Raw genomic sequence first — 22,197 nt, forward strand, 5'->3', positions numbered from 1 at the left:
GACGGGTTACCCGTCCTGCTTTTGTGTTTAACCAGGGACCTTTTGCCTAGGCAGGGACCACGCCGAAATACGCCTTGTAGGAGGCGCCGGAGCCGGAGACCAGTCCGCTCTCAACTTTGTACCCGATACCGTGGAAATCGGTGTTCGGGGTTCGTGCTGCGAGCAGCACCATCTGTTTGGCGGAAACAGTAATGGAGGAACTCCCAATCCGGTCATCGCCCAGGTTGAGGGCGTTGTTGATGGCGCCTCCGATGCTTGGCATCAGTGTTTTCAGCGCCGGGCCGGCGACGGCTGCGATCACGGGTCCCACAACCGGTATCAGGCCAAGAGCCAGCGTGCCGGCGGCATGCACGCCCATCACCACGTTCTGGATATCTTCCTTGTACTTGTCCGGGTCGCCAAAATCGTTTTCCATCACCACGGTGCTGATATTCATGCCGTATGGGCGTCCGCGGTAAACCTCGATGAGGTCTGGCCGGGACTCACCTGCGTCAACATCGTTATAGATCCCGGACCGGTGAACCGTAGCCACCTGCGGAGAGGTGACGCCCATAATGACGTAGGGTTCGTCCGCTGACGAACCCTGGTCCCAGTCCGTTTCCCCGAAACAGTACAAGCCGGTGTAGTGGACGACGACGTCGCGCAGGTCGATCGCGCCGGTGTCGGGCCACCAATAGATCCCGCCGTTTTGAAACTCATTGGCCCGGCCGCCTTCGGCAAAGTCCACCTCGTCGCTGACCGGATAACCAAGATATGAGGTTTCCCAGCCCATTGCTTCCCAGCGGGCACGGATGTCACCGTAAACAGCGTGGGCACCGGTCCCGGGTGTCCAATACACGGAGCCGGCGTTGCTGAAGTGGTTAAACCTCCCGACGCCGTCGGGCGTACCGGATTCATCCGTCACGGGATAGCCGAGCGGTGAGCGTTCCCATCCCATTTGTGCCCACTTCTCCCGGATGAGCCCCCAGATCCCCGCGGCACCCGTGGCGGGCGTCCAGTAGATTGAAGCTGTGTTGGCGTTGAAGTGGTTGAACCTCCCAACGCCGTCCGGGGTTCCGGTCTCGTCAGTGCAGGGTATACCCCATGCCATGCCGCCCAGGGCGAGCCACTTCGCGTAGATGTCGCCGTGGATTTCGAATGCGGCGAACATGTCCGGGTTGTAGCAAAGGCAGGATCCGTTTGCGAAGGTCCAGATCTTTCCCTCCTCCTTGCTGACCGGTTCGCCAAGGGCGGCAGCTCCGCCGAGGGCGTCGTATTTCCGGCGCAGGTTTCCCTCCCCGGAAATCAGGGGAGGGATCTTGATGCGGTCGGATATTTTTATTCTCCCCGTCCCGGGGGTCAGTGGCGTGCCGGCAGGCACACGGTGGTCATCCGGCATGATTCCATCTCCTTGCTTGAGGCGGCGCACCGGCCCGGGGCGGGCCGTAGCTGTTGCCGTTGTTCCCTCAACGTAATCCCGGTCAGCGCCCCTTCGAGGCTGCGTTTCCAAGGTGGAATCACCCCTCGACAACGAGGGGAGGCAGGGCAAAAACACTGAACGGATTCCACGGCACGTATCGTTTTTGGCCTTGGATCTCTAAAATGTGATGGACGGACAGGGCAGGAGCGCTCCCATGGACTTGGACCTGGCGTGCGTATCAAGTTTTCTGATTCTTGTGGACGAGAGGCATTTCGGCCGTGCCTCAGCTCGGTTGCACCTCTCTCCCTCAGCCCTAAGCAAACGGCTGCAGCGGCTCGAGCACCAGCTTGGGACCGGGCTGGTGGAACGGGGACCCTCGGGCATGCTGGCCCTGACTCCGGCCGGAGCCAGATTTGCCAGGGAAGCCGGGCCCCTGCTGACTCATGCCGCCGCGGTCCGGCATGCAGCAACGGAGGCATCTGCTCCCTTCCGCGTTCGGCTGGGCTTCCCGGGCGTCATGGGAGAGCACATAACGCGAAGCGAGCTGGCTGAGCTTGGAGCCCTCGTACGGCATTTGGTGGCGGGGGTCGCGCTCAACTGCCGCGGCGTACCTTTTCATTCACTGACCGACGCAGTGCTGGTTGGAGCGGTTGATGTGCTCCTGACGGCGTCACCGGTGCAGCATTCGGGCATCGATTCGAGTCCGCTCGTCACTGTGGATCGGAGCGGAATAGTGCCCGCCCGCCATGATTGGGCCAATGCCAGCGTTCAGGTCGAAGAGTTTGTACAGGAACCGATGGTCTATGACTCGTCGTTGCCTGCCGGCTGGATGGCGCAGTGGTATCTGGGCGATGTCCGGCCTGCTCAGGAGGCCAGGCTGGTGGATATCCGGGCCGATGATTCATCGGCTGTGCTGGCGAGCGTGGCAGGCGGCGCGGGTTTGGCGGCATTTCCCTCACCGTTCGCCAGGCACCTGGACCCAAGACTGGCGGCGGTCCAGCTGGTAGGCGTGCCCCCGGTAACCTTCTTCGCCGGGTCCCGTCACGGGGACCACCGTGAGCCGGTCATGGCCCTCATCCATGCCCTTCGTACATTCTTCATACGGGCGGCGGGTGAGCCGCAGAGCGTGCGGCTTCCTGCTGCCGCCGGGTAGCAGAACGGCGCCCCCATCAGCGTCTGTGCAGGGGCGCCGTTCTTTGTAGCTGAATCAGTCCCGGGCGCGCAGGGCACTTTCGCGCAGGTACTGTTCCACCCGCGTATAGGCGTCGCGGGTGAGAGCCTTCCAGAGTTCCACGGCCAGACGCGGATTCTCTTCCTCAAGGGTGTCCATGGCGTCAGCGGTGAGAACCTTGAGCCGAACCGGTCCGGCGGCTTTCACTGTTGTTTCCTGACGTTTGTCCGTGCCCAGGGCCATCTCGCCGAAGGTCATCCCCGGGCCCAGAGTGGTGAGTTTGATCCGGGAACCGTCCGGTGCCGGCATGGAGGTGGCAATGTTGCCGGCGACGATGAAGAACACGCCTCCGAAACGCTGGCCCACCCGCCGGACCACGTCGCCGTCGTCATAAGAACGCTCTTCCATGAGGTCCTGGACGGTTTGGGCATCCTCGGGATCCAGCTGGTTTAAGGCCGGCGAATCGACCGGCTCCATGACGTCCGGAAGCACCAGTTCACTGCCGTAAGCATCAATGAGATGTGTCTCGCAGTATTCAACGGCAGCGTTGCGGGTGGGGAAGGACGGGACCTCGCGGCCGCGTGCGGCCAGATCTTCGGTGACCGTTCCTTCGCCGTCCACCAGCACCAGGCCCAGTCCGTTCAGTGCCAGCATTTCGGCGGACTCGGCAAACAGGCGAAGGGCAACCTCGGAGACTTCATCCACACTCCGCAGGTCCAGGATCACCATTTCGACGTCGTCGTCCAGGTTGGAGAGCGCCCGCACCACCGATTCTGCGCCGGCGAAGAGGAGGTCCCCGTTCAGTTCCAGCACCTGGGCGCGGTGGCCGTGGCTGCGCAGCACCTCAACGGCTTCGTCTGTGCGCCGGATACCCGAAGGTGCGGCAGTGATGTCATAGACGTTGCGGATGGCGGAACGGCCGGTGCGGGCAGCGCGGACAAAGTGCAGCTGCATGTCGTGGGAGATCCGCTGGCTGGTGGCAACCCCGCGGACACTGGAGCCGTGGGCGTCCAGCGGAGGGGAATAGACCGCAAGTCCAACCTGCCCGGGCAGCACGGCGATGGTTCCGCCGCCAACCCCGGACTTGGCCGGCATACCCACGCTGGACAGCCAGGCACCGGCGTCGTCATACATGCCACAGGTGGTCATGACTGAAAGCACCCGTTCCACCGGTTCAATCTCCAGTACCTGATCGCCGGAGAGCGGGTTGCGGCCGCTGTTGGCCAGCGTAGCGGCCATCATGGCCAGGTCCAGTGCATTGACCATCACCGAGCATTGGCGGAAATAATCCTTGATGACCGGAGCCGGGTCGGATTCGATGATGTCAAAGGAGCGCAACAGGTACGCGAGGGCGTGATTGCGGTGGCCTGACTTTAGCTCCGACCGGTAAATCCGTTCGCTGACGGACAGCTGGCGCCCGGCGAATGCGGAGTAAGTGTTCAGGATCCGCTTGAAGCGGGTGCTGCCGCCGGAGCCGCGGACCAGGGAGGTTGCAGTGAGGGCGCCCGCGTTAATCATGGCGTTGGCAGGCCGCCCGGTGCCTTCGGCAAGCGAGATCTCATTAAAGGAATCCCCGGAGGGCTCCACATCCACCTTCGCGTCCACGGCGTCCATTCCCCTGTCGGCCAGGGCCAGCCCGTAGGTGAAGGGTTTGGAGATGGACTGGATGCTGAATTCCTCCCGGGTGTCGCCCACCTCGTAGACATATCCGTCGGCCGTGGCCAGTGCAATGCCGAAGTTATTCGGGTCCACATTCGCCATCGCAGGAATGCTGCTGTACGGCTTGCCGTCCTTGAGTTCCGCTATTTCGGTGTGAATCCTGCGGAGGTATGTCTCGATGGGGGAGGAGCTGGGATAGGAGCCGGACGCGGATGGGGACGTCGCCGCGTGAGCGGCAGTCACGGAGGAAGTGGAACGCATCTCTCCAGCCTAACGAGTAGCGCGGAAAGGGGGTGACGCCTGGGAGGCCTCTGTGTATACTAATTTCAGTTGCAGTGTTGCGCATGTTGATAGTCCAAGCGGCGAAACCCACATCAAGGGCCAGCCGCTTTTTCTGTAACGTGTCGCGTACGGCACAGCAACGTGAAACTCCTCGAAGGTCGGGGGTGGTTTCTTTAGAAGGATGATTAAAAATGGCAACAGGTACCGTGAAATGGTTCAACTCCGAAAAGGGCTTTGGCTTCATCGAGCCCGATGACGGAAGCGCCGACGTTTTCGCTCACTACTCCGCTATCAACTCGAGTGGCTACCGCTCCCTCGAAGAGAACCAGAAGGTTAGCTTCGATACAGAGCAGGGCCCCAAGGGTCCCCAGGCCGTAAACATCCAGGCCCTCTAAATCTAGACTTTGGGTTCCCCCGGGAACCGGCTTGAATAAGTTGCAGGACGGGAAGAAATTCCCGTCCTGCTTCTGCGTTAACACCGCGTTCTGCAGGTGTCCGGTGTCTGCCGCCTCCTGATCGGAGTAGGGGGTCGTGGACAACAGGGTCTAGAGCGCAGCGTCCGCCGGTGACCCGGAACAGCGGCTGCTTGCCTTCAAGGGGTGGCGCTTCGGCCGTGCCGAGACGATTTCCGCTCTGTTCCCGAGCGAGTTCATACTATGTAGGACAACATTTGGCGCGGACGCATTGTCCGCAGCCGTCCGGGCACCGCCCGCCCCACCGATGGAGAACAAAAGATGCGCCGAATTCCCGTCCGCTCGTCGGCTGCCCTTCTGCTGACGGCGCTGACACTCAGCGCCTGTTCCGCAGGATCGGGCGCCGGCCAAAGCGGCTCCGGCCAGGACGGTGCGGGGAACGGTCAGGAGAATGACGGCGTCGTCGTCGCATTGACGGGTGAACCCGCAAACCTGGACTTCACCACTACGGCCGGCGCTGCCATTCCGCAGGCGCTGATGGCCAACGTGTATGAGGGACTCGTGGAAATCGACCAGGACGGACAGATCCAGCCGCTGCTCGCGGAGTCCTGGGACATCAGCGGGGACCGGACTACTTACACTTTCACCCTGCAGCCGGGAGTCACGTTTTCCAACGGGGAGGCCTTCACCGCCGATGACGTTAAGTTCAGCCTGGAACGGGTGAAGTCGGACGCGTGGCTGTCCAGCCTGAAAGCCAAGATGGATGTGGTGGAATCCGTCACCGTCCTCAGCGACACCGAAGTGAGCGTGAAGCTGTCCCGCCCGTCCAATGCTTGGCTCTTCGACCTGGGCACCCCCGTGGGCGCCATGTTTGATGAAAGCGGCGTCGCGGACCTGGCGTCCACTGCTATCGGCACCGGACCCTTCACCGTCCAGGCCTGGAACCGCGGCGAATCCATTGAATTGGCGGCGCGGTCCGGTTACTGGGGGGAGGCTCCCAAGGTGGAGAGTGCAACCCTGCGCTACTTCGCGGACGCCGTGGCCACCACCAACGCCCTCCGTTCCGGAGACGTGGACGTGGTCTACAACATGCAGGCCCCCGAACTGCTGTCCACCTTCGCGGACGACGACTCCTTTCAGGTTCTTGAGGGAACCTCCAACGGCGAAATCATGCTGTCCATGAACAACGCCCGTCCTCCGTTTAACGACGTGCGCGTCCGCCGGGCCGTGCTGCATGCAGTGGACCGCCAAGCCGTTCTGGACACGGCCTGGAGCGGCTACGGAACGCTGGTGGGTGGACCCGTGCCGCCCACCGACCCGTACTACGAGGACCTCAACGGCACCTATCCCTACGACCCCGAAAAGGCCCGTGCGCTGCTGGCCGAAGCCGGCGCGGAAAACCTGGACGTCACCTTCACGGTGCCCACCCGTCCGTACGCCACGGCTGTGTCTGAAATTGTGGTGTCCCAGCTGGCCGAAGTGGGCATCAACGCCACGATTGAATCCGCCGAGTTCCCCGCCGTCTGGCTGGACAAGGTCTTCACCCGCCACGACTACGACATGTCAGTGGTCCTGGCCGTGGAGAGCCGCGACCTGCTCACCATGTTCAACAACCCCAATTACTACCTTGGCTACGACAACGCCAAAATCAAGGACGCCGCGGCAGCCGCGGATGCCGCGGATGAAGCCGGCTACATTTCCGGCATGCAGCAGGTGGTGCGCACCATCAACGACGACGCCGCCGCGGATGTCCTGTTCCTGTTTCCCAACATTGTGGTGGCCAAGGCCGGCGTGACCGGCATTCCCGCCAACTCGGTCACTGAAGCGCTGGACCTGGGCTCGGCAGGGTGGCAGTAGCAGGCCGTGGGAATCCGCCTGCTGATTAACGCTGCCCGGTTTGCCGCCACGTTCCTGGCGGCCACCGTGGCCGTGTTCCTCTTCATGCGTGCCATCCCCGGCGATCCCGCCCAGATAGCCCTGGGTGTTAACGCCACCCCGGAGTTGCTGGAGCAGACCCGCCGGGAGTTCGGCACGGACCGACCGCTGCCGGTGCAGTATCTCGACTGGGTAGGGGGACTGTTCCGGGGTGACTTCGGGGTTTCCTATGTCACCCGGCAGGACATCAGCCCCCTGCTGCTGGACCGCCTGCAGGTCTCGCTCATTCTTGTGGGGCTGGCCATGGCCGCGGCGCTGGTCATCGCCGTGCCGTTCGGGACCCTTGCCGCGCTGCGGCACCGCAAACCCAGTGGAGTCCTGCTCAGCGGGCTGAGCCAGTTGGGCGTGGCGGTGCCGGGCTTCCTGGCCGGGATCATGCTGGTGGTGGTCTTTGCCGTGGGGCTGGGCTGGTTCCCGGCCAACGGCTGGACTCCGCCGGGGGTGGACTTTGCCGATTTCCTGCACCGGGTGACCCTGCCGGTGCTCGCCCTGGCTTCCGTCCAAGGCGCTGTCCTGACCCGCTACGTCCGGTCCGCCGTCCTGGAAGTCATGAGCGAGGACTATCTGCGTACCGCCCGGGCCAAGGGGCTCGGCAAACTGGAAGCACTGGTTCGGCACGGGCTGCGCAATGCCGCGGTTCCGGTGCTGACGGTCGCCAGCCTACAGTTGGCGGCACTGATCATTGGCGCCGTGGTCATTGAACGCGTCTTCGTCATTCCCGGCCTGGGTTCCATGCTTCTGGACGCCGTGGGGAACCGGGACCTGCTTACCGTCCAGTCGGTGGTGATGGTCCTGGTGGCCCTCACCCTGATCATCAACCTGGCCGTTGACGTCCTGTATACGATCATCGATCCCCGGCTGAGGAAACGCCCATGAGGACCACCCGCAGGATCTCTCCCACACTGCTGGTCGGAGCCGTGCTGGTCACGCTGGTGCTGCTGGCGGCACTGGTGTCCTTTTTTTGGACGCCCTACGATCCGGTCCGTGCTTTTCCCGCCGACCGGCTGCAGGGCTCCACCCCCGATCACCTGATGGGCACGGACCGCTACGGGCGGGACGTTTTCTCCGGCATCCTCTATGGAGCCCGCATCACGCTGTCGGTGGGGCTGGTTGCCGTGGGCATCGCCGCCCTCATCGGCACCCCCATCGGCATTCTGGCCGGCATGCGCCGCGGCGCGGTGGACGAAGTGGCGATGCGCGGCGCGGACATCCTGCTGGCCTTTCCCGCACTGTTGCTGGCGATCATGTTCGGCGCGGTGTTCGGCGGAGGAACGACGACGGCGATGGTCGCTATCGGGATTGGCTCCATTCCCGGCTTCGCCCGCGTTGCCCGGTCCGGCACCCTGCAGGTCATGAGCACCGAATACGTGCTGGCGGCCCGGGCAGCCAGCCAGCCGGCGCTGCGCATCGCCCGCCGGCACGTCCTGCCCAATATTGCCGGGATGGTGGTGGTGCAGTGCTCCGTCACCTTTGGCCTGGCCGTCCTGGCAGAGGCTGCGCTGTCCTTCCTGGGCCTGGGAACGCCGCCGCCGGTGCCGTCCTGGGGCCGGATGCTGCAGGAGTCCCAGCAGTTTTTGGGCACCTATCCGTCGCTGGCGGTCTGGCCCGGAGCGGCCATTGCCGTGGCGGTGCTGGGCTTCAATCTGCTGGGCGACGGCCTGCGGGACCGGTTCGATCCAAAATTGAACGGAGAACGCTGATGTCAGCACCGCATCCGGCATCTGTGCCCCTGTTGGAGGTCACCGGCCTATCGGTCAGCGCCGGAAGCCGGATGCTGGTGAAGGATTTTGCCCTGTCCCTGTCCCGCGGTGAACGCGTGGGCCTGATTGGAGAGTCCGGGTCGGGAAAATCTGTGACAGCGGCCGCTCTCATGGGACTGTTACCGGACGAGCTCCGGACCAGCGGATCGGTCCGGCTGGACGGCGTTCCGCACGATCTGGTGGGAGCTTCCGACCGCCAGATGAGCCGCATCCGCGGCCGGCGGACGGGAATGGTGTTTCAGGAGCCGCTGAGTGCCCTGAACCCGCTGATGCGGGTGGGCCGTCAGGTGGCTGAGGCGCTGACCCAGCACGGAACCCTCCGCGGCCAGGCCGCCGTGGCGCGCAGTGTTGAACTGCTGGCGTCCGTACAGCTGCCGGATCCGGCCGAGGCTGCCCGTGCCTATCCGCACCAGCTTTCGGGCGGGCAGCGCCAGCGCGTCATGCTGGCCATGGCGCTGGCCAATGACCCGGACCTGTTGATCTGTGATGAACCGACCACCGCGCTGGACGTAAGCGTGCAGCGCCAAATGCTGCAGCTGATCTCAGAGGGTGTCGCCCGGCGCGGGAGCGGGCTGCTGTTCATCACCCATGACCTGGCTGTGGCGGCCAGCATCTGTGACCGCATTCTGGTGATGCGCGACGGCGTGCTCGTGGAACAGGGACCCACTGCGGACGTGTTTGTCCGGCCGCAGCACGAATACACCCGAGGGCTGCTGGCGGCTTCGGATCTGGAGGCGACGGACAGTTCCGGGCGGTTGTTCACGGTTTCATCTGCGGCCGGGTACGTTCCGGGGGCTGCGCGGGAACAGGCACCGGCAGCGCCGGCGGTCACAGCGCCCGCGGACTCTGAGGCTGCAGAGCCGTTGATCCGGGTGAACGGGCTCAACCGCACCTACCGCCGCGGGCGCAGTTCCCTGTTCCGCGCTCCTGCGGAGGTCGCCGCCCTGCAGGACGTGTCCTTCCAGGTTGCTGCCGGCCAACGCTTTGGCATAGTAGGGGAGTCCGGGTCCGGCAAGTCCACCCTGCTGCGGATCCTCGCAGGTCTGGACCAGCCGACGTCGGGCTCCGTAAAGGTGGCCGGCAATGAGGTGGGCGGTGCGAAAGAGAACCAGCTGCTGGAACTGCGCCGGCAGCTGCAGATTGTCTTCCAGGATCCGATGGGATCCCTCAATCCCCGCATGCGCGTGCGGGATCTGGTTGCTGAACCGCTGCTGCTGCCCGGCGAGCCGGTGGCCGCCCGGCACCATGCCGGCAAGGTGGCGGAAATGCTGAACGCGGTGGGCCTGCCTTCCGATGCCGCGGAACGTTTTCCGCACCAGTTCTCCGGGGGTCAGCGGCAGCGGATCGCCATAGCGCGTGCCCTGATCTGCGAGCCCCGCATCCTGGTGGCCGATGAGCCGGTCAGCGCCCTGGACGTTTCAGTGCGGGCGCAGGTGCTGAACCTGCTCTCTGATTTGGTGGACAAATATCGGCTCACGCTCGTGTTCGTTTCCCACGACCTGGGCGTCGTGAAACACCTGTGCGACACGGTGGCCGTCATGCATCAGGGACGGATCGTGGAGTCCGGTCCAACCGGACAGGTTTATGCCGCGCCGGAGCACGAGTACACTCAACGGCTCGTGGCCTCGTCGCTGTCCCTGCATGCCGGCTCTCCGGCGCGGACCTAGTCCACACATCGGACACAGGACCCCACACGTCGGGCACAAGACACAGAAGGCAATACGGCCGGCACAGCGGCAAAACTGGCTATACTTCCAAGCAGCTTCAAGAACTGCGGCCGCCAAGCTCCGACTTGGCCGCATACCAACCCCACGCTCGTTGGGTGGTTCGGATGAAGAAGTGGCCTGCACTCGCCCTCGGGTAACCGGTGCGGGCAAGAGCACGCCGAAAGGACCGGCGCACGTCGCCGTATTCTCATGGACAATTCCGTTTATGCCGCTGACCGCCCTGCCGCAGGCAGGCCCGCTGACACCGCTGATCCCGGCCGCGCAGCCGAACCCCGGGGCGTTTCCCTTTCGGATTACCGGGCTATCACGGCGGCCCGCCAGGAGTTTCTTGACTTCCTGCTGGCCCGTGCCGAGCATCCGGCATGAACGGGCAGTCCGGGCTCCTGCTGGACACCGCCGTTCTGGCTGACATCCGAAGCCCTGATCCCAGCGCGGCTCTGCGGGATTTTCTGCGTTGCCGCAGCAGCCTGCGGATCTTTATCTCGGCGCTGACCCTGGGCGACCTGCCGAAGCCGGACCGTGCCTGGCTGCAGGAGCTCACCGGCCGCTTCGGCTGCCATATCCTGCCGGTGGATCCCGGGGTGGCACTGGCGTCCACGGGATTGGACCACGACACCGGCACTCTCACCGTGGTGGTGGCTGCGACCGCCCTGCACCATGACCTGACGGTGGTGACCGACCGGCCGGAGGATTTCCGCCGGTTGGGAGCCGCCGCAGTTGACCCGTGGCACGCTGCACCGGTGCCACCTGCGCATCCGCCCCAGGGAGAGGGCACCGGAACCGGCGTAACCGCTTAGTCCTCATTCCGGGAATAGTCAAGGGTTGTGGGAGAATACATACATCCCAGTGACCGTCAGCACATCTGCTTTCGGCTGCCCAAAACTAGTGTTAGGAGTGCTGGCCCATGGCCGATGAAAGCACTGTTCCCCCGTCACGGGTCGCGCACGCGGACCGAATTGATGATGACGGCGGTGCCCCTGCCAAATGGAAGGTTGTCGGTCCCGGACTCGTGGTGGCGGCCACCGGCGTTGGCGCTGCGGACATGGTTGCTACGCTCGTCGCCGGATCCCGCTACGGGTACGGTCTGCTCTGGGCGGTCATCCTTGGTGTCATCCTGAAGATCATTCTGGTTGAAGGTGCCGGCCGCTACACCCTGGCCACGGGCAAGACCATTTTTGAAGGGTGGCGCTCACTCGGCAAATGGACCACCTGGTACTTCGGCCCCTACATCATGATCTGGGGCTTCGTATACGGGGCCACGGCTATGTCCTCCGCCGCGCTTCCGCTGGCGGCTCTGTTCCCCGCGGTTGATCTGTGGGTCTTTGCCATCCTCATGGGCCTGGCCGGTTTCGCCATGGTGTGGTTCGGGCGATATGCCACCTTCGAAAAGATCACTGCGGTGCTGGTGGGCATTATGTTCGTCACCGTGGTGGGGCTGGCCGTTATTGCCGCGCCCAACATTCCGGAAATGATGTCCGGACTTGTACCCATGATTCCCGAAGGCGGCGTGGTATACACGCTGGCACTTGCCGGCGGCGTGGGCGGAACCATCACCCTGGCGGCCTACGGTTACTGGCTGCGGGAAAAGGGCTGGTACACGCCCAAGTGGATGCGCGTCATGCGGATCGACAACTCCATGGCGTACGTGATGACCGGTATCTTTGTGGTCGCCATGCTGATCGTCGGTGCGGAAGTTGTCCGGGCCGCGGGGATCTCCCTCAGCTCAGGCGACGAAGGCCTGCTGGACCTGTACGACGTGCTCAAGGCCGAGTACGGCGATTTTGTGGGCACCGGTTTCCTGGTGGGGTTCTGGGCCGCATCCTTCTCCTCGATCATCGGTGTCTGGAACGGCGTCTCGCTGATGTTCGCTGACTTCTGGGGCAACATGCGCGGCAAGGAATCCGGCCACGAAGACACCCGGGTGGGCGGAAAGTACTTCAAGTTCTACCTGCTCTGGCTGACCTTCCCGCCGATGCTGCTGTTCATCCTGGGCAAGCCGATCGGTTTGATCCTGGCCTACGGTGTCCTGGGTTCACTGTTCATGCCCTTCCTCGCGGTTACGCTGCTGGGGCTGCTCAACGGCCGCCGCGTGCCGAAGGCCTGGGCCAACAAGCTGCACACCAACATTGCTCTGGGCATCACCGCGCTGCTGTTCATCGCGCTCGGTGTACAGCAGGTGATCGACGCCATCGTCAAGGCGCTCTGACCTTTTTCATACAGCTGAAACCTCAGTGCTAAACTGCCCTGCCGCGTCTTTCGCGGCAGGGCAGTTTAGCGCAACGCAGACACTTCTGCGAGGGCCCCCGCAGCGGGTAAAAAAACTCGTCACGGGCCATCCACGCCATGATTTCCCTCGGCTACGCTGGAAAGGCGAGAAGAGGTTGCAGCATGGAAAGTTTCGCAGCAGATGGCCCCAACCGGCTCATTTCAGGGCGATACCGACTCATCGAACCCATAGGCCACGGTGGCATGGCCACCGTCTATCGTGGACAGGACGAGGCTCTCGGCCGAGACATCGCCGTGAAACTCTTCCGGGCCAGCGCCGTCGCCCCAGACGACGTTGGCCGCCAGGAAACCGAAATGCGGTTACTGGCGTCCCTCTCCCATCCGGGCCTGGTAACCCTATTCGACGCCGGCAAGGACGATGCCGGACGCGACGACGGCGAGGCCGGCGAACCGCGGGCCTTCCTTGTCATGGAGCTTGTGGACGGCCCGGACCTGCGCAAGCGGCTCCGCGACGCCGAGCCCCTGAGCCCGCCGGACGTTGCTTACATTGGGGCGGAACTTGCCGGAGCGCTGGCGTACATCCACGGGCGCGGGGTGATCCACCGGGATGTAAAGCCGGCCAATATTCTGCTTCCCCCGGCCATTTCGGGGACCCTCCCGCGGGCCAAACTCACCGATTTCGGCATAGCACGCATGTTGGACGGCGCCCGGATCACGGCCGCGAACGCCACGCTCGGCACCGCCAACTATCTGAGCCCGGAACAGGCCAGCTCCCGTGACGTGGGATTCTCCAGCGACATCTACTCTCTGGGTCTGGTGCTTCTCGAAGCGGTAACGGGCCGCATCGAGTTCGGCGGCAGCGCGGTGGAGGCAGCCATTGCCCGGCTGAGCCGTAATCCCGAGGTGCCGGACGCACTTGGAAGCTATTGGTGTTCGCTGCTCAGGTCCATGACCTCCCGCGACCCCGACCAGCGGCCTACCGCAGCCGAAGTATCGGCCGCGCTGCTCGAGTACCGGTGGTCCGGGCACACCCAGCCGGTGGCGGAGCCGCGAAACCGGGAGACCGCATGGGAAGCGGACGACGGCGGGCCACCCACCGCCGACGCCGTGATCCCAACTGCTGACGAGGGAAACCAACAGGAGCAGGGACCGGGAGGCGGGTCCGGCCGGGAAGAAGGAACGGTGCCGGAAACCGAGCCTGCACCGTCGGAACGGGGCATGCTGCCGGCGCCGGCGACCGCAAGCGCCGCAGGTTCCTCAACGCCCGCTCCGCCGCGGACGCCGCCTAGGGTCGGTACCGGCAAGAGGCAGCCGGCATCCGCGGCGGCAGCGCTGCAGGCGGTCCCCGTACGGCCGACAAAGCTGGCGCTGGCGGGACGGACCCTGCTGGGATTCGTGGCCGTGGCGGTCCTGGCCATGGCCGTGATGATGGTGGCCGACCGGTTGGGCATCTTTCCCCAGGACCAGGGTTATCCGGCAGTTCCCGGCCAGCTGGGGGAGAGCCTTCGCCAGCTCCAGGAAAGCGTCACACCGTGAGGCGCCGCAGAACGCTTTCCATGGCAGGGGTTCTGCTGGCCGGCACTGCATTGAGCGGCTGCGGGTTTGCCGCACTTGAGCCGGGCGCTGCGGAGGAACTCCGGAAGGAGGTGGCTGCCGTAACGGAGGCAGCACAATCCGGCCGGTATCAGGAGGCGCTCCGGGATCTGGACAACTTGGCCGAGCGGCTGGAGACTGCGGCCGAAGACGGGGACGTGTCCCTGACCCGTGAGGAGCGGATCACCGCGGCCATCGACGCCGTGCGACTGAGCCTGGAAGCGGAGATCGCGCTGCAGAAATGACCTGCCCGAACGGAGGACGGCACCGGAGATAATGGGTTCATGACTTCAGCCGAGCGTGCCTCCCATTCTGTCTCCGCAGCCGCCTCCGGCAGCGCTCCCGCCTATCCCGCCGCGGATGACCGGTGCCCCTGCCTGAGCGGGGAAACCTACGCCGGCTGCTGCGGGAAGTACCATTCCGGTGCACAAGACGCTCCCACCGCCGAGGCACTGATGCGTTCGCGGTACTCTGCCTTCGCCGTCGGCGACCAGCCCTATCTGTTGAAGACCTGGCACCCGTCCACCCGCCCGGCAGTTCTGGAACTCGACCGCGGACTGCAGTGGCGGCGGCTGGATATTGTGGAAACGTCCGCCGGAGGTCCGCTCGACGATCACGGGGTGGTCCGGTTCAGGGCCCATTACCGGGACGGAGCCGCCCGCGGGATCCAGGAGGAAACCAGCCGCTTTGTCCGCGCCAACGGAGTCTGGCTCTATGTGGACGGTGAATAGCCCGCAGGTCTTCCACTACCTCGCGCCCGGCTCCTAGGCTGGAACAGACCGACCAGGCGGCGCCTGCCGCCCCGTGTTCCGGAAACCGCCGGACCAGGTTGCTGTAGCGGCCTGTCAACGATCGGTCCGAGCAGACGAGGACACCATGAAAGCACTTGTCTATGAGGGTCCAGGACAAAAATCGTGGAAGGACGTTCCGAACCCGCAAATCCAGGAACCGCGCGATGCCATCGTCAAGATAGACACCACCACCATCTGCGGCACAGATCTGCACATCCTCAAGGGCGACGTCCCGGCGGTGACCCCGGGCCGGATCCTGGGTCACGAAGGGGTGGGCACCATCACCGAAATCGGCAGCGGCGTCAGCAACTTTAAGGTGGGAGACAAAGTCATCCTGTCCTGCGTGTCCGCCGACGGTTCCTGCTCCTTCTGCCGTGACGGCCTGTACTCGCACTGCGTCGGCGAGGAGGGCAGCTCCGGCATCGGCTGGATATTCGGCCACCTGATTGACGGCACCCAGGCCGAATACGTGCGGGCTCCGTACGCCGACACGTCGCTGTACCACCTGCCTCAGGAGGTCTCCCCTGAACACGGTGTGCTGCTCAGCGACATCTTCCCCACGGGCTTTGAAATGGGAGTGCAGTACGGGCAGACGAAGCCCGGTGACGTCGTGGCCGTGATTGGTGCCGGACCGGTTGGCCTGGCCGTCATCGCCACAGCGAAGCTTTACGGGGCGGCGAAAGTCATCGCCGTGGATTTGGACGCGAACCGGGTGGAGCAGGCACAAAAGTTCGGTGCCACGCACGGGGTGAATTCCGGCGATGCGGACTGGCGCGAGCAGATCATGTCCCAGACGGACGGATGGGGAGTGGACGTTGCCGTGGAGGCGGTGGGCATACCGGCCACCTTCGAGATGTGCACGAACATTGTCCGCCCCGGCGGGAACGTTGCCAACGTGGGAGTGCACGGCAAACCTGTGAGCCTGGAGCTGGACAGGCTCTGGATCGAGAACATCAACATCAGCATGGGCCTCGTCAACACCAATACCCTGCCCATGCTCCTGAAACTGGTTGCCGAGGGAAAGCTCCCGGCCGAGGAATTCATCAGCCACCGCTATCCGCTCGATGACATCCTCACCGCCTACGACACCTTTTCCCGTGCGGCGGAAACGGACGCACTGAAAGTGATCCTGCAAGCCTAAACAAATCCCACCAGGCCGCAGGCCGCCGTTCCCCGGCGGCCTGCGGCCTTTTTGCTGCCCGCCCGGCGGAGGAACATAATGGGGGCGGCGCTATTTATAGCCGCCGCCATCTTCGAGAAAGGGGTTTGCCATGTCAGCCGGCACCATGCTTGCAGGACGTCTCAACGTTGAGACGAAGGAATTTGCGCTTCAGGAAGTTCCCATTCCGGAGCCCGGGCCGGGCTTTGTCCGCGTCAAAGTGGGTGCAGCCGGCGTCTGCCTCTCGGATGTTCATTTGATTCAGGGCATGCTGCGTCCCCAGTTCCTTCAGGGCAACGAAGTGACCCTCGGTCATGAGGTCGCGGGCACCGTGGACCTGACCGGCCCGGGCGTGACCTCGGCGAAGCCGGGAGACCGCGTGGTCATCCAGGCCGGCTACGAGTACAACGGCGCCACCCTCACGATGGGCGTGGACTACGACGGCGGCTGGGCCGAGTACGTCGTCGTGCCGGCCGGCGTCCTGGTGCCGCTGGGAGACGACATTCCCTTTGACCAGGCCTCAATTATTCCGGATGCCGTCTCCACTCCCTGGGGCGCCATTTCCTCCACCGCCGATGTGCGTGCCGGGGAAGCCGTGGGCGTCTGGGGCATTGGCGGACTGGGCGCGCACGGCGTCCAGCTCCTGCGCCTGATTGGTGCCGCCCCCATCATTGCCGTGGACCCGATTGCCGAGGCCCGAGAACGCGCCCTGGAATTCGGTGCGGATTATGCGCTGGATCCGATGGCCGAAGACTTCCCAGACGCCATGGAAGCTGCCACCGCGGGCAGGGGACTGGACGTGGCGCTGGACTTTGCCGGCGTGGACGCCGTACGTGCGCAGGCCATCAAATGCCTCGGCCGGCACGGGCGGCTGGTCCTGGTGGGCCTGAGCGGCACCCCCATCACCATCGCTGACAGCACCGGATTCTCCTTTGCGCGCAAACAGATCCTGGGTCACTACGGATCCGAAGCCCACCACGTGCCGCAGCTGGTGAACCTCACCAGGCTGGGTCGGCTGGACTTCGCAAAATCCGTCAGCGGCCGCATTCCGTTGAGCGAAGCCGCGCAGGCGGTGAAGGCGCTGGACACCAAAGAGGGCAATCCCATCCGTCTGGTGCTGATCCCCTGAGGGAGAAGAAATAACGACGGCACCCGCACACGAGGCCTCGTCGGAGCAGGAGCACGACGACGGCTCCTTCCTGGCGCTGTACCGGCACGCCGGTGCGGCGCCAGGTCCTGGCAGCCAGCCCGGCATCCGGAATGTACTGGCAACTGATACGTCTGCGTGGCTGTTGGCGCCCTAGGCACTGCACACCGGCACAGGGCCGGTTTACGCTGGAATGAAAGCAGATCCCACCCAACCGACGAAGTGGGTTTGGCGTGACAGACTTCATTGCGCAGCGCTGGAATGACATCCTCTTTTCCAGTTGGCAGCATTTTTCGCTGGTGGTGCAGTGCCTCATTGTCGCCGCATTTCTGGGCGTGCTGATTGCGGCTCTGGCTTATCGGCGGTCGGCTCTGCGGTCTGCGGCGGACAGCATCAGCGCCGTGGGTTTGACCATTCCGTCCTTTGCCCTCATAGGCCTCCTTATTGCCCCGCTGGGATTCGGCGTGCTTCCGGCCGTCATCGTGGTGGGTTTTTACGCCCTGCTGCCCATCCTTCGCAACGGCATTGTTGGCCTGTCCGGTGTGCCCCGGAACACTGTGGAAGCTGCCCGGGGACTGGGGATGGGACGGTTGCGGCTGTTCTTCCGGATCGAACTTCCGCTGGCGTGGCCGGTCATCCTCTCCGGCATCCGGGTCTCCGGCCAAATGGTGATGGGGATAGCGGCGGTTGCAGCCTACGCCCTTGGCCCGGGCTTGGGCGGCTTCATCTTTTCAGGCCTGTCCCGGCTGGGCGGCGCCAATTCCCTGGAATCCGTGGTGACCGGCGTCGTGGGGGTGGTGCTGCTGGCACTCATCCTGGATCTTCTGCTGGTGGGCCTCGGCCGGCTGACCATACCGAGAGGCATCCGTGTCTGAAACGAATTCTCCTTCTGCCCGGTCATCTGCCGGAATCCTGCTCCGGGACGTGTCCAAACGGTTCCCCGGCCAGGACCGCGCGGCCGTGGACAACCTGAACATGGAGATCTCCTCCGGAGACATGGTCATGCTGGTGGGACCTTCAGGCTGCGGAAAGACCACCACGCTGAAAATGATCAACCGCCTCATTGAACCGTCCTCCGGGCAGATCCTGTTGGGCGGCCAGGACATCTCCGCCGCCGATGGAGATCAGCTGCGCCGCGGCATCGGCTACGTGATCCAGGCCGGGGGTCTTTTCCCGCACATGACAGTGGCGGCGAACATCGGCGTCGTTCCCGCCATGCTGGGCTGGGACAAGGCGCGCACCGCCCGCCGGGTCGACGAACTGCTGGACCTCGTTTCCTTGGACCCGGCGCGCTACCGGAACCGGTACCCCAAGGAGCTCTCCGGCGGACAGCAGCAGCGGGTGGGAGTGGCGCGGGCACTGGCCGCGGACCCGCCGGTGCTGCTCATGGATGAACCGTTTGGCGCAGTGGATCCGATTACCCGGGAACGGCTGCAGGACGAATTGCTGCGCATCCACGCGGATCTGGAGAAAACCGTGGTCTTCGTGACCCATGATTTTGATGAGGCCCTCAAGCTGGGGGACCGCATCGCCGTTTTCGCCGAGGGCGGGCACCTGGTCCAGTACGACTCCCCGGAAAGGATCCTGGCGGAACCGGCCAATGACTTTGTGCGGCAGTTCACCGGCGCCGAAGCCGGCCTCAAACAGCTGGCCCTGGCCCGGATCAGCAGTGTTCCCGCCCTGCCGGTGACCAGCGGAACCGCCGGAGAAGGACCGCAGAAACTCCTGGCCCGCGCCCTGGCAGCGGGCCAGCAATCAGCGGTGGTTGTTGACGAAACCGGCAGCCCCGCTGCCTGGTTCTCCGTGGCGGAGCTGGAGCAGATGCAGGTGCTGCCCGCAGACCGGCAACCGCAACTTCCCGTGGTGGGCCCCGGCAACAACCTTGCCGATGCCTTGAGTCTGGTGCTGGTGTCCAGCCGTGACGGGGTACTCGTCACCGATGCGCAGGGGCACCTGCACGGCGTGATTGACGCTCCGCTCATCCTGCAGGCAGTGCGCACCCGGCAATGGGTCTCCAACGCCAGACAGGAACGGGAACGGAAACGGGCTTCCAAGTCACGCCCGGCTCCGGCGGGCTCCACGGAAGCCGGGCAGCCATGAGCGCCAACAGTGCGGCGGGAGTCGTCGCTGCACCGAAACCGGCGGAACGGGAACAGCGGCTCACCGATGCCGAAGCCGCTTCAGAACTCCGGGGAAACTCCCCGCGGGGGCTCATCTGGCAGCTGGCGGGGATCGCTGCGGCCCTCGGGATTCTGCTGTTCTGGCTCTCGGCAGCAGACCTGACGCAGACCGAACTGACCACCCTGGATCCGGCCACCCTTTGGGTCTACACGCTGGAACATCTGCGGTTGACTGTGATTTCAGCCGTCATCGTGCTGCTCATCGCTCTTCCCCTGGGTGTACTCCTCACCCGCAGGCCGCTGCGCTTTTTGACCGGGCCGGTGCTGGCCGTGGTTAACATCGGCCAGGCGGCACCGGCCATTGGGCTGGTGGTTCTGCTGGCTTTCTGGCTGGGGTTCGGATTCCGGACGGCAGTGGTGGCTCTGGTGCTCTATGCCCTGCTGCCCGTGCTGCGCAACACCATGCTGGGTCTGGACAATGTGGATTCCCGGCTGGTGGAGGCCGGGCGCGGGATGGGAATGAGCGCCGCGCGGGTGCTGTTCCGGGTGGAGCTGCCCCTGGCCGTCCCGCTCATGCTGGCCGGGATCCGCACCGCGCTGGTGCTGCTGGTGGGAACCGGAGCGCTCGCCACGTTCATTAACGGCGGCGGGCTGGGCGTCCTGATTACCACCGGAGTGAACCTGAACCTGCCCCGGGTGCTGATCAGCGGTGCCGTCATGGTAGCCCTGCTGGCCCTGATGGTGGACTGGATCGGCCGTGTGGTGGAGTACGTTGCCCGTCCGAAAGGTCTTTGAATGAGTACGGCACCGCAGACACGCCGGGCACCGCGTACCCGGACTGCTGCAGCGCTCGCAGCAGCGCTGGCAGTGCTCACCCTGCTGGTGTCAGGGTGCGGGCTGCAGCCGGCCGGTTCCTATGTACCGCCGGTGGAGCCGGGGAGCATTGAACCGATTGAGGGCCTGCCCGAGGGGGCGTCCGTCACGGTGACCTCGAAGAATTTCACGGAGCAGCTCATTCTGGGCAAGATGAGCGTCCTGGCCGCGAAAGCTGCCGGGTTCGAGGTCACGGACCTGAGCAATGTGCCGGGCAGCACCCCTGCCCGGGAACTGCTGCGCAGCGGGCAGGCGGACATCATGTGGGAATACACGGGAACCGCCTGGCTCACGTATCTGGGCGAGGAACAGGGCCTCCCGGACCAGCAGGAGCAGTGGCAGGCCGTGTATGACGCGGATATCCCCAACGGGCTGACGTGGGGAGCCCCCGCGGAGTTGAACAACACGTACGCGCTGGCGATGAGCAGGCAGCGGGCAGAAGCGCTGGGTGTCAGCAGGATCTCCGACCTGGCGGCACTGCCGGTGCAGGACCTGACCTTTTGCGTGGACGCAGAATTCAACTCGCGGCAGGACGGGTTCAATCCCATGCTCCAGCTCTACGGACTGGACCGCGGGATCGTGGTTCCGGAAGGGAACGTGGGCCTGTATGACACCGGTGCGATCTACGGTGCGGTGGACCAGGGGGAGTGCACCGTCGGCGAAGTCTTCGCGACTGACGGGCGGATTGACGCCCTGGACTTGCTGGTGCTGGAAGATGACCGCAGCTTCTTTCCGGCCTACAACGCCGCACCGGTGATCTACACCAAGACCCTGCAGGAGTATCCGGAGCTGGAAGCGGTCCTGGAACAGGTGGCGGTGAAGCTTGACGACGAAACCATGCGGTCATTGAACCTCAAGGTGGATGTCCAGGGCGAGGAACCGGAGCAGGTGGCCTATGACTGGATGGTGGCGGAGGGGTTGGTAAGTCCCGCGCAGTAGCTGTTGGACGGCGTCCTGACGTGGGCGTTCACTCTGGCCGTCTGGGTGTTCGGGATTGTGTACTAGACGAAGAAGGCGAGAATCTCGGCCAGAACTTCCGCCGGGGCTTCCTCGGGAAGATAGTGCCCGGCGTCCACCGCCCTGCCGGTGGCTCCGGGCACTGCTTTGCCCCAGAGCGCCAGCGGTTCGAACTGCGACTCGATGGCCCCGTGGGCTCCCCACAGCACGCGCAGCGGCACCTCGGGGGTGAGCCCGGCTTCGCGGTCCGCCCGGTCGTGTTCCAGATCGATGGTGGCTGAGGCGCGGTAGTCCTCGCACATGGCATGAACCGCGCCGGGGGAGGAGAGCGCTGCCACGTAGGCTTCAAGCACCGGTGCGGGAAACGGCTCCAGTCCGGCATAGCGGCTGCCCATGATGTTCTCCACGTAGGCCCGCGGATTGGCTTCGATCAGGGCCTCGGGCAGCGGCGCCGGCTGGATCAGGAAGAACCAGTGAAAGTAGGCCTCTGCGAAGGCCCGGTCCGTAGCGGCGTACATGTCGAGGGTGGGAGCAATGTCCAGGAACATGGCCCTCGTGACACGCTCCGGAAAATCGGCCAGCATCCGGTGCCCCACGCGGGCTCCGCGGTCATGGGCACACAGGGCAAACCGGTCGAAGCCCCGAACGGCCCCAAAATGCTCCATGACCGCGACGGCATCCTTTGCCATTTCCCGTTTGCTGTACGTGGAATGGTCGGGCTCTCCGGCCGGCTTTGAGGAGCCGCCGTAGCCGCGCAGGTCCGGTGCCACCACGGTGAAGTGCTCCGCCAGTGCGTCGGCCACCTTGTGCCACATCAAATGCGTTTCCGGATGCCCGTGCAGCAGGAGCAGCGCCGGCTTGGAACTGCCGCCTCCGGGGCCCGCCGCATCGGCGCGTGAGACGCGTCCGGTAACGGTGATGCCGTTGACCTCCACGGCAAACTGTTCAAAACGGGCAAAGCCGGGCAGGCCTTCAGCCATGATGC

At 64.6% G+C, this 22,197-nt stretch carries 21 protein-coding genes and 1 riboswitch; of the genes, 18 read left to right on the forward strand and 3 right to left on the reverse strand.

Translation table 11 applies throughout. The annotated features are described in order from the left end of the window. Positions 1-46: 46 nt before the first annotated feature. On the reverse strand, positions 47-1,378 hold the full coding sequence (locus CXR03_RS13615; RefSeq protein ID WP_104104314.1) for an LGFP repeat-containing protein: 1,332 nt from the start codon (positions 1,376-1,378) through the stop codon (positions 47-49). A gap of 235 nt (positions 1,379-1,613) precedes the next feature. Between CXR03_RS13615 and CXR03_RS13620 the strand changes: the two genes are divergently transcribed. Then, positions 1,614-2,552: a LysR family transcriptional regulator gene (locus CXR03_RS13620; RefSeq protein ID WP_181034609.1), complete on the forward strand. Its 939-nt coding sequence runs from the start codon at positions 1,614-1,616 to the stop codon at positions 2,550-2,552. Between the two features lie 54 nt (positions 2,553-2,606). Here CXR03_RS13620 and glsA read toward each other — a convergent pair whose 3' ends face one another. After that, complete coding sequence (gene glsA / locus CXR03_RS13625) at positions 2,607-4,490, reverse strand: glutaminase A (RefSeq protein ID WP_104104316.1); 1,884 nt, start codon at positions 4,488-4,490, stop codon at positions 2,607-2,609. Positions 4,491-4,702: 212 nt separating this feature from the next. Between glsA and CXR03_RS13630 the strand changes: the two genes are divergently transcribed. From CXR03_RS13630 to CXR03_RS13705, 17 genes are all read left to right on the forward strand, one after another. After that, a complete protein-coding gene (locus CXR03_RS13630; protein ID WP_104055094.1) occupies positions 4,703-4,906 on the forward strand; it encodes a cold-shock protein in 204 nt (67 codons plus the stop codon). A gap of 339 nt (positions 4,907-5,245) precedes the next feature. After that, a complete protein-coding gene (locus tag CXR03_RS13635) occupies positions 5,246-6,781 on the forward strand; it encodes an ABC transporter substrate-binding protein (RefSeq protein WP_104104317.1) in 1,536 nt (511 codons plus the stop codon). Positions 6,782-6,787: 6 nt separating this feature from the next. Further along, on the forward strand, positions 6,788-7,735 hold the full coding sequence (locus CXR03_RS13640) for an ABC transporter permease (protein WP_104104318.1): 948 nt from the start codon (positions 6,788-6,790) through the stop codon (positions 7,733-7,735). Beyond that, positions 7,732-8,559 carry an ABC transporter permease gene (locus tag CXR03_RS13645; protein WP_104104319.1) on the forward strand — a complete coding sequence of 276 codons (828 nt, stop codon included), beginning with the start codon at positions 7,732-7,734 and terminating at the stop codon, positions 8,557-8,559. The genes CXR03_RS13640 and CXR03_RS13645 overlap by 4 nt, the downstream gene beginning before the upstream one ends. Beyond that, on the forward strand, positions 8,559-10,286 hold the full coding sequence (locus CXR03_RS13650; protein WP_104104320.1) for an ABC transporter ATP-binding protein: 1,728 nt from the start codon (positions 8,559-8,561) through the stop codon (positions 10,284-10,286). Before CXR03_RS13645 ends, CXR03_RS13650 begins: the two co-directional genes overlap by 1 nt. 95 nt (positions 10,287-10,381) lie before the next feature. Then, positions 10,382-10,505: riboswitch (SAM riboswitch) on the forward strand. 30 nt (positions 10,506-10,535) lie between these two features. After that, complete coding sequence (locus tag CXR03_RS18320; protein WP_181034610.1) at positions 10,536-10,712, forward strand: hypothetical protein; 177 nt, start codon at positions 10,536-10,538, stop codon at positions 10,710-10,712. After that, a complete protein-coding gene (locus CXR03_RS13655) occupies positions 10,709-11,143 on the forward strand; it encodes a hypothetical protein (RefSeq protein WP_104104321.1) in 435 nt (144 codons plus the stop codon). The genes CXR03_RS18320 and CXR03_RS13655 overlap by 4 nt, the downstream gene beginning before the upstream one ends. 107 nt (positions 11,144-11,250) lie before the next feature. Beyond that, entirely contained in the window at positions 11,251-12,552 is a 1,302-nt protein-coding gene (locus CXR03_RS13660) for an Nramp family divalent metal transporter (protein ID WP_104104322.1), read from the forward strand. A gap of 182 nt (positions 12,553-12,734) precedes the next feature. Next, positions 12,735-14,108, forward strand: a complete 1,374-nt coding sequence (locus CXR03_RS13665) for a serine/threonine-protein kinase (RefSeq protein WP_104104323.1) — start codon at positions 12,735-12,737, stop codon at positions 14,106-14,108. Further along, positions 14,105-14,410 (forward strand): hypothetical protein, encoded by a 306-nt coding sequence (locus tag CXR03_RS13670; RefSeq protein WP_219816250.1) that lies wholly within the window; start codon positions 14,105-14,107, stop codon positions 14,408-14,410. The genes CXR03_RS13665 and CXR03_RS13670 overlap by 4 nt, the downstream gene beginning before the upstream one ends. 39 nt (positions 14,411-14,449) lie before the next feature. Then, the gene (locus tag CXR03_RS13675; RefSeq protein WP_181034612.1) at positions 14,450-14,896 is read left to right on the forward strand and encodes a YchJ family protein; all 447 of its coding nucleotides are present in this window, start codon (positions 14,450-14,452) and stop codon (positions 14,894-14,896) included. A gap of 145 nt (positions 14,897-15,041) precedes the next feature. Further along, positions 15,042-16,097, forward strand: coding sequence for a zinc-dependent alcohol dehydrogenase family protein (locus CXR03_RS13680; protein WP_104104325.1), 1,056 nt, complete (start codon positions 15,042-15,044; stop codon positions 16,095-16,097). A gap of 130 nt (positions 16,098-16,227) precedes the next feature. Continuing rightward, complete coding sequence (locus tag CXR03_RS13685; RefSeq protein ID WP_258073650.1) at positions 16,228-17,244, forward strand: zinc-binding dehydrogenase; 1,017 nt, start codon at positions 16,228-16,230, stop codon at positions 17,242-17,244. Between the two features lie 251 nt (positions 17,245-17,495). After that, positions 17,496-18,137 carry an ABC transporter permease gene (locus CXR03_RS13690; RefSeq protein WP_104104326.1) on the forward strand — a complete coding sequence of 214 codons (642 nt, stop codon included), beginning with the start codon at positions 17,496-17,498 and terminating at the stop codon, positions 18,135-18,137. Beyond that, entirely contained in the window at positions 18,130-19,362 is a 1,233-nt protein-coding gene (locus tag CXR03_RS13695; protein ID WP_258073651.1) for an ABC transporter ATP-binding protein, read from the forward strand. The genes CXR03_RS13690 and CXR03_RS13695 overlap by 8 nt, the downstream gene beginning before the upstream one ends. Next, complete coding sequence (locus CXR03_RS13700; RefSeq protein WP_104104327.1) at positions 19,359-20,177, forward strand: ABC transporter permease; 819 nt, start codon at positions 19,359-19,361, stop codon at positions 20,175-20,177. The genes CXR03_RS13695 and CXR03_RS13700 overlap by 4 nt, the downstream gene beginning before the upstream one ends. Next, positions 20,178-21,194: a glycine betaine ABC transporter substrate-binding protein gene (locus CXR03_RS13705; RefSeq protein ID WP_104104328.1), complete on the forward strand. Its 1,017-nt coding sequence runs from the start codon at positions 20,178-20,180 to the stop codon at positions 21,192-21,194. Positions 21,195-21,256: 62 nt separating this feature from the next. Here CXR03_RS13705 and CXR03_RS13710 read toward each other — a convergent pair whose 3' ends face one another. Further along, entirely contained in the window at positions 21,257-22,192 is a 936-nt protein-coding gene (locus CXR03_RS13710; RefSeq protein WP_104104329.1) for an alpha/beta fold hydrolase, read from the reverse strand. Between the last annotated feature and the right edge of the window lie 5 nt (positions 22,193-22,197).

Origin of the sequence: Arthrobacter sp. 08Y14 (genome assembly GCF_002929455.1) — a bacterium.
Classification (GTDB): domain Bacteria; phylum Actinomycetota; class Actinomycetes; order Actinomycetales; family Micrococcaceae; genus Arthrobacter_B; species Arthrobacter_B sunyaminii.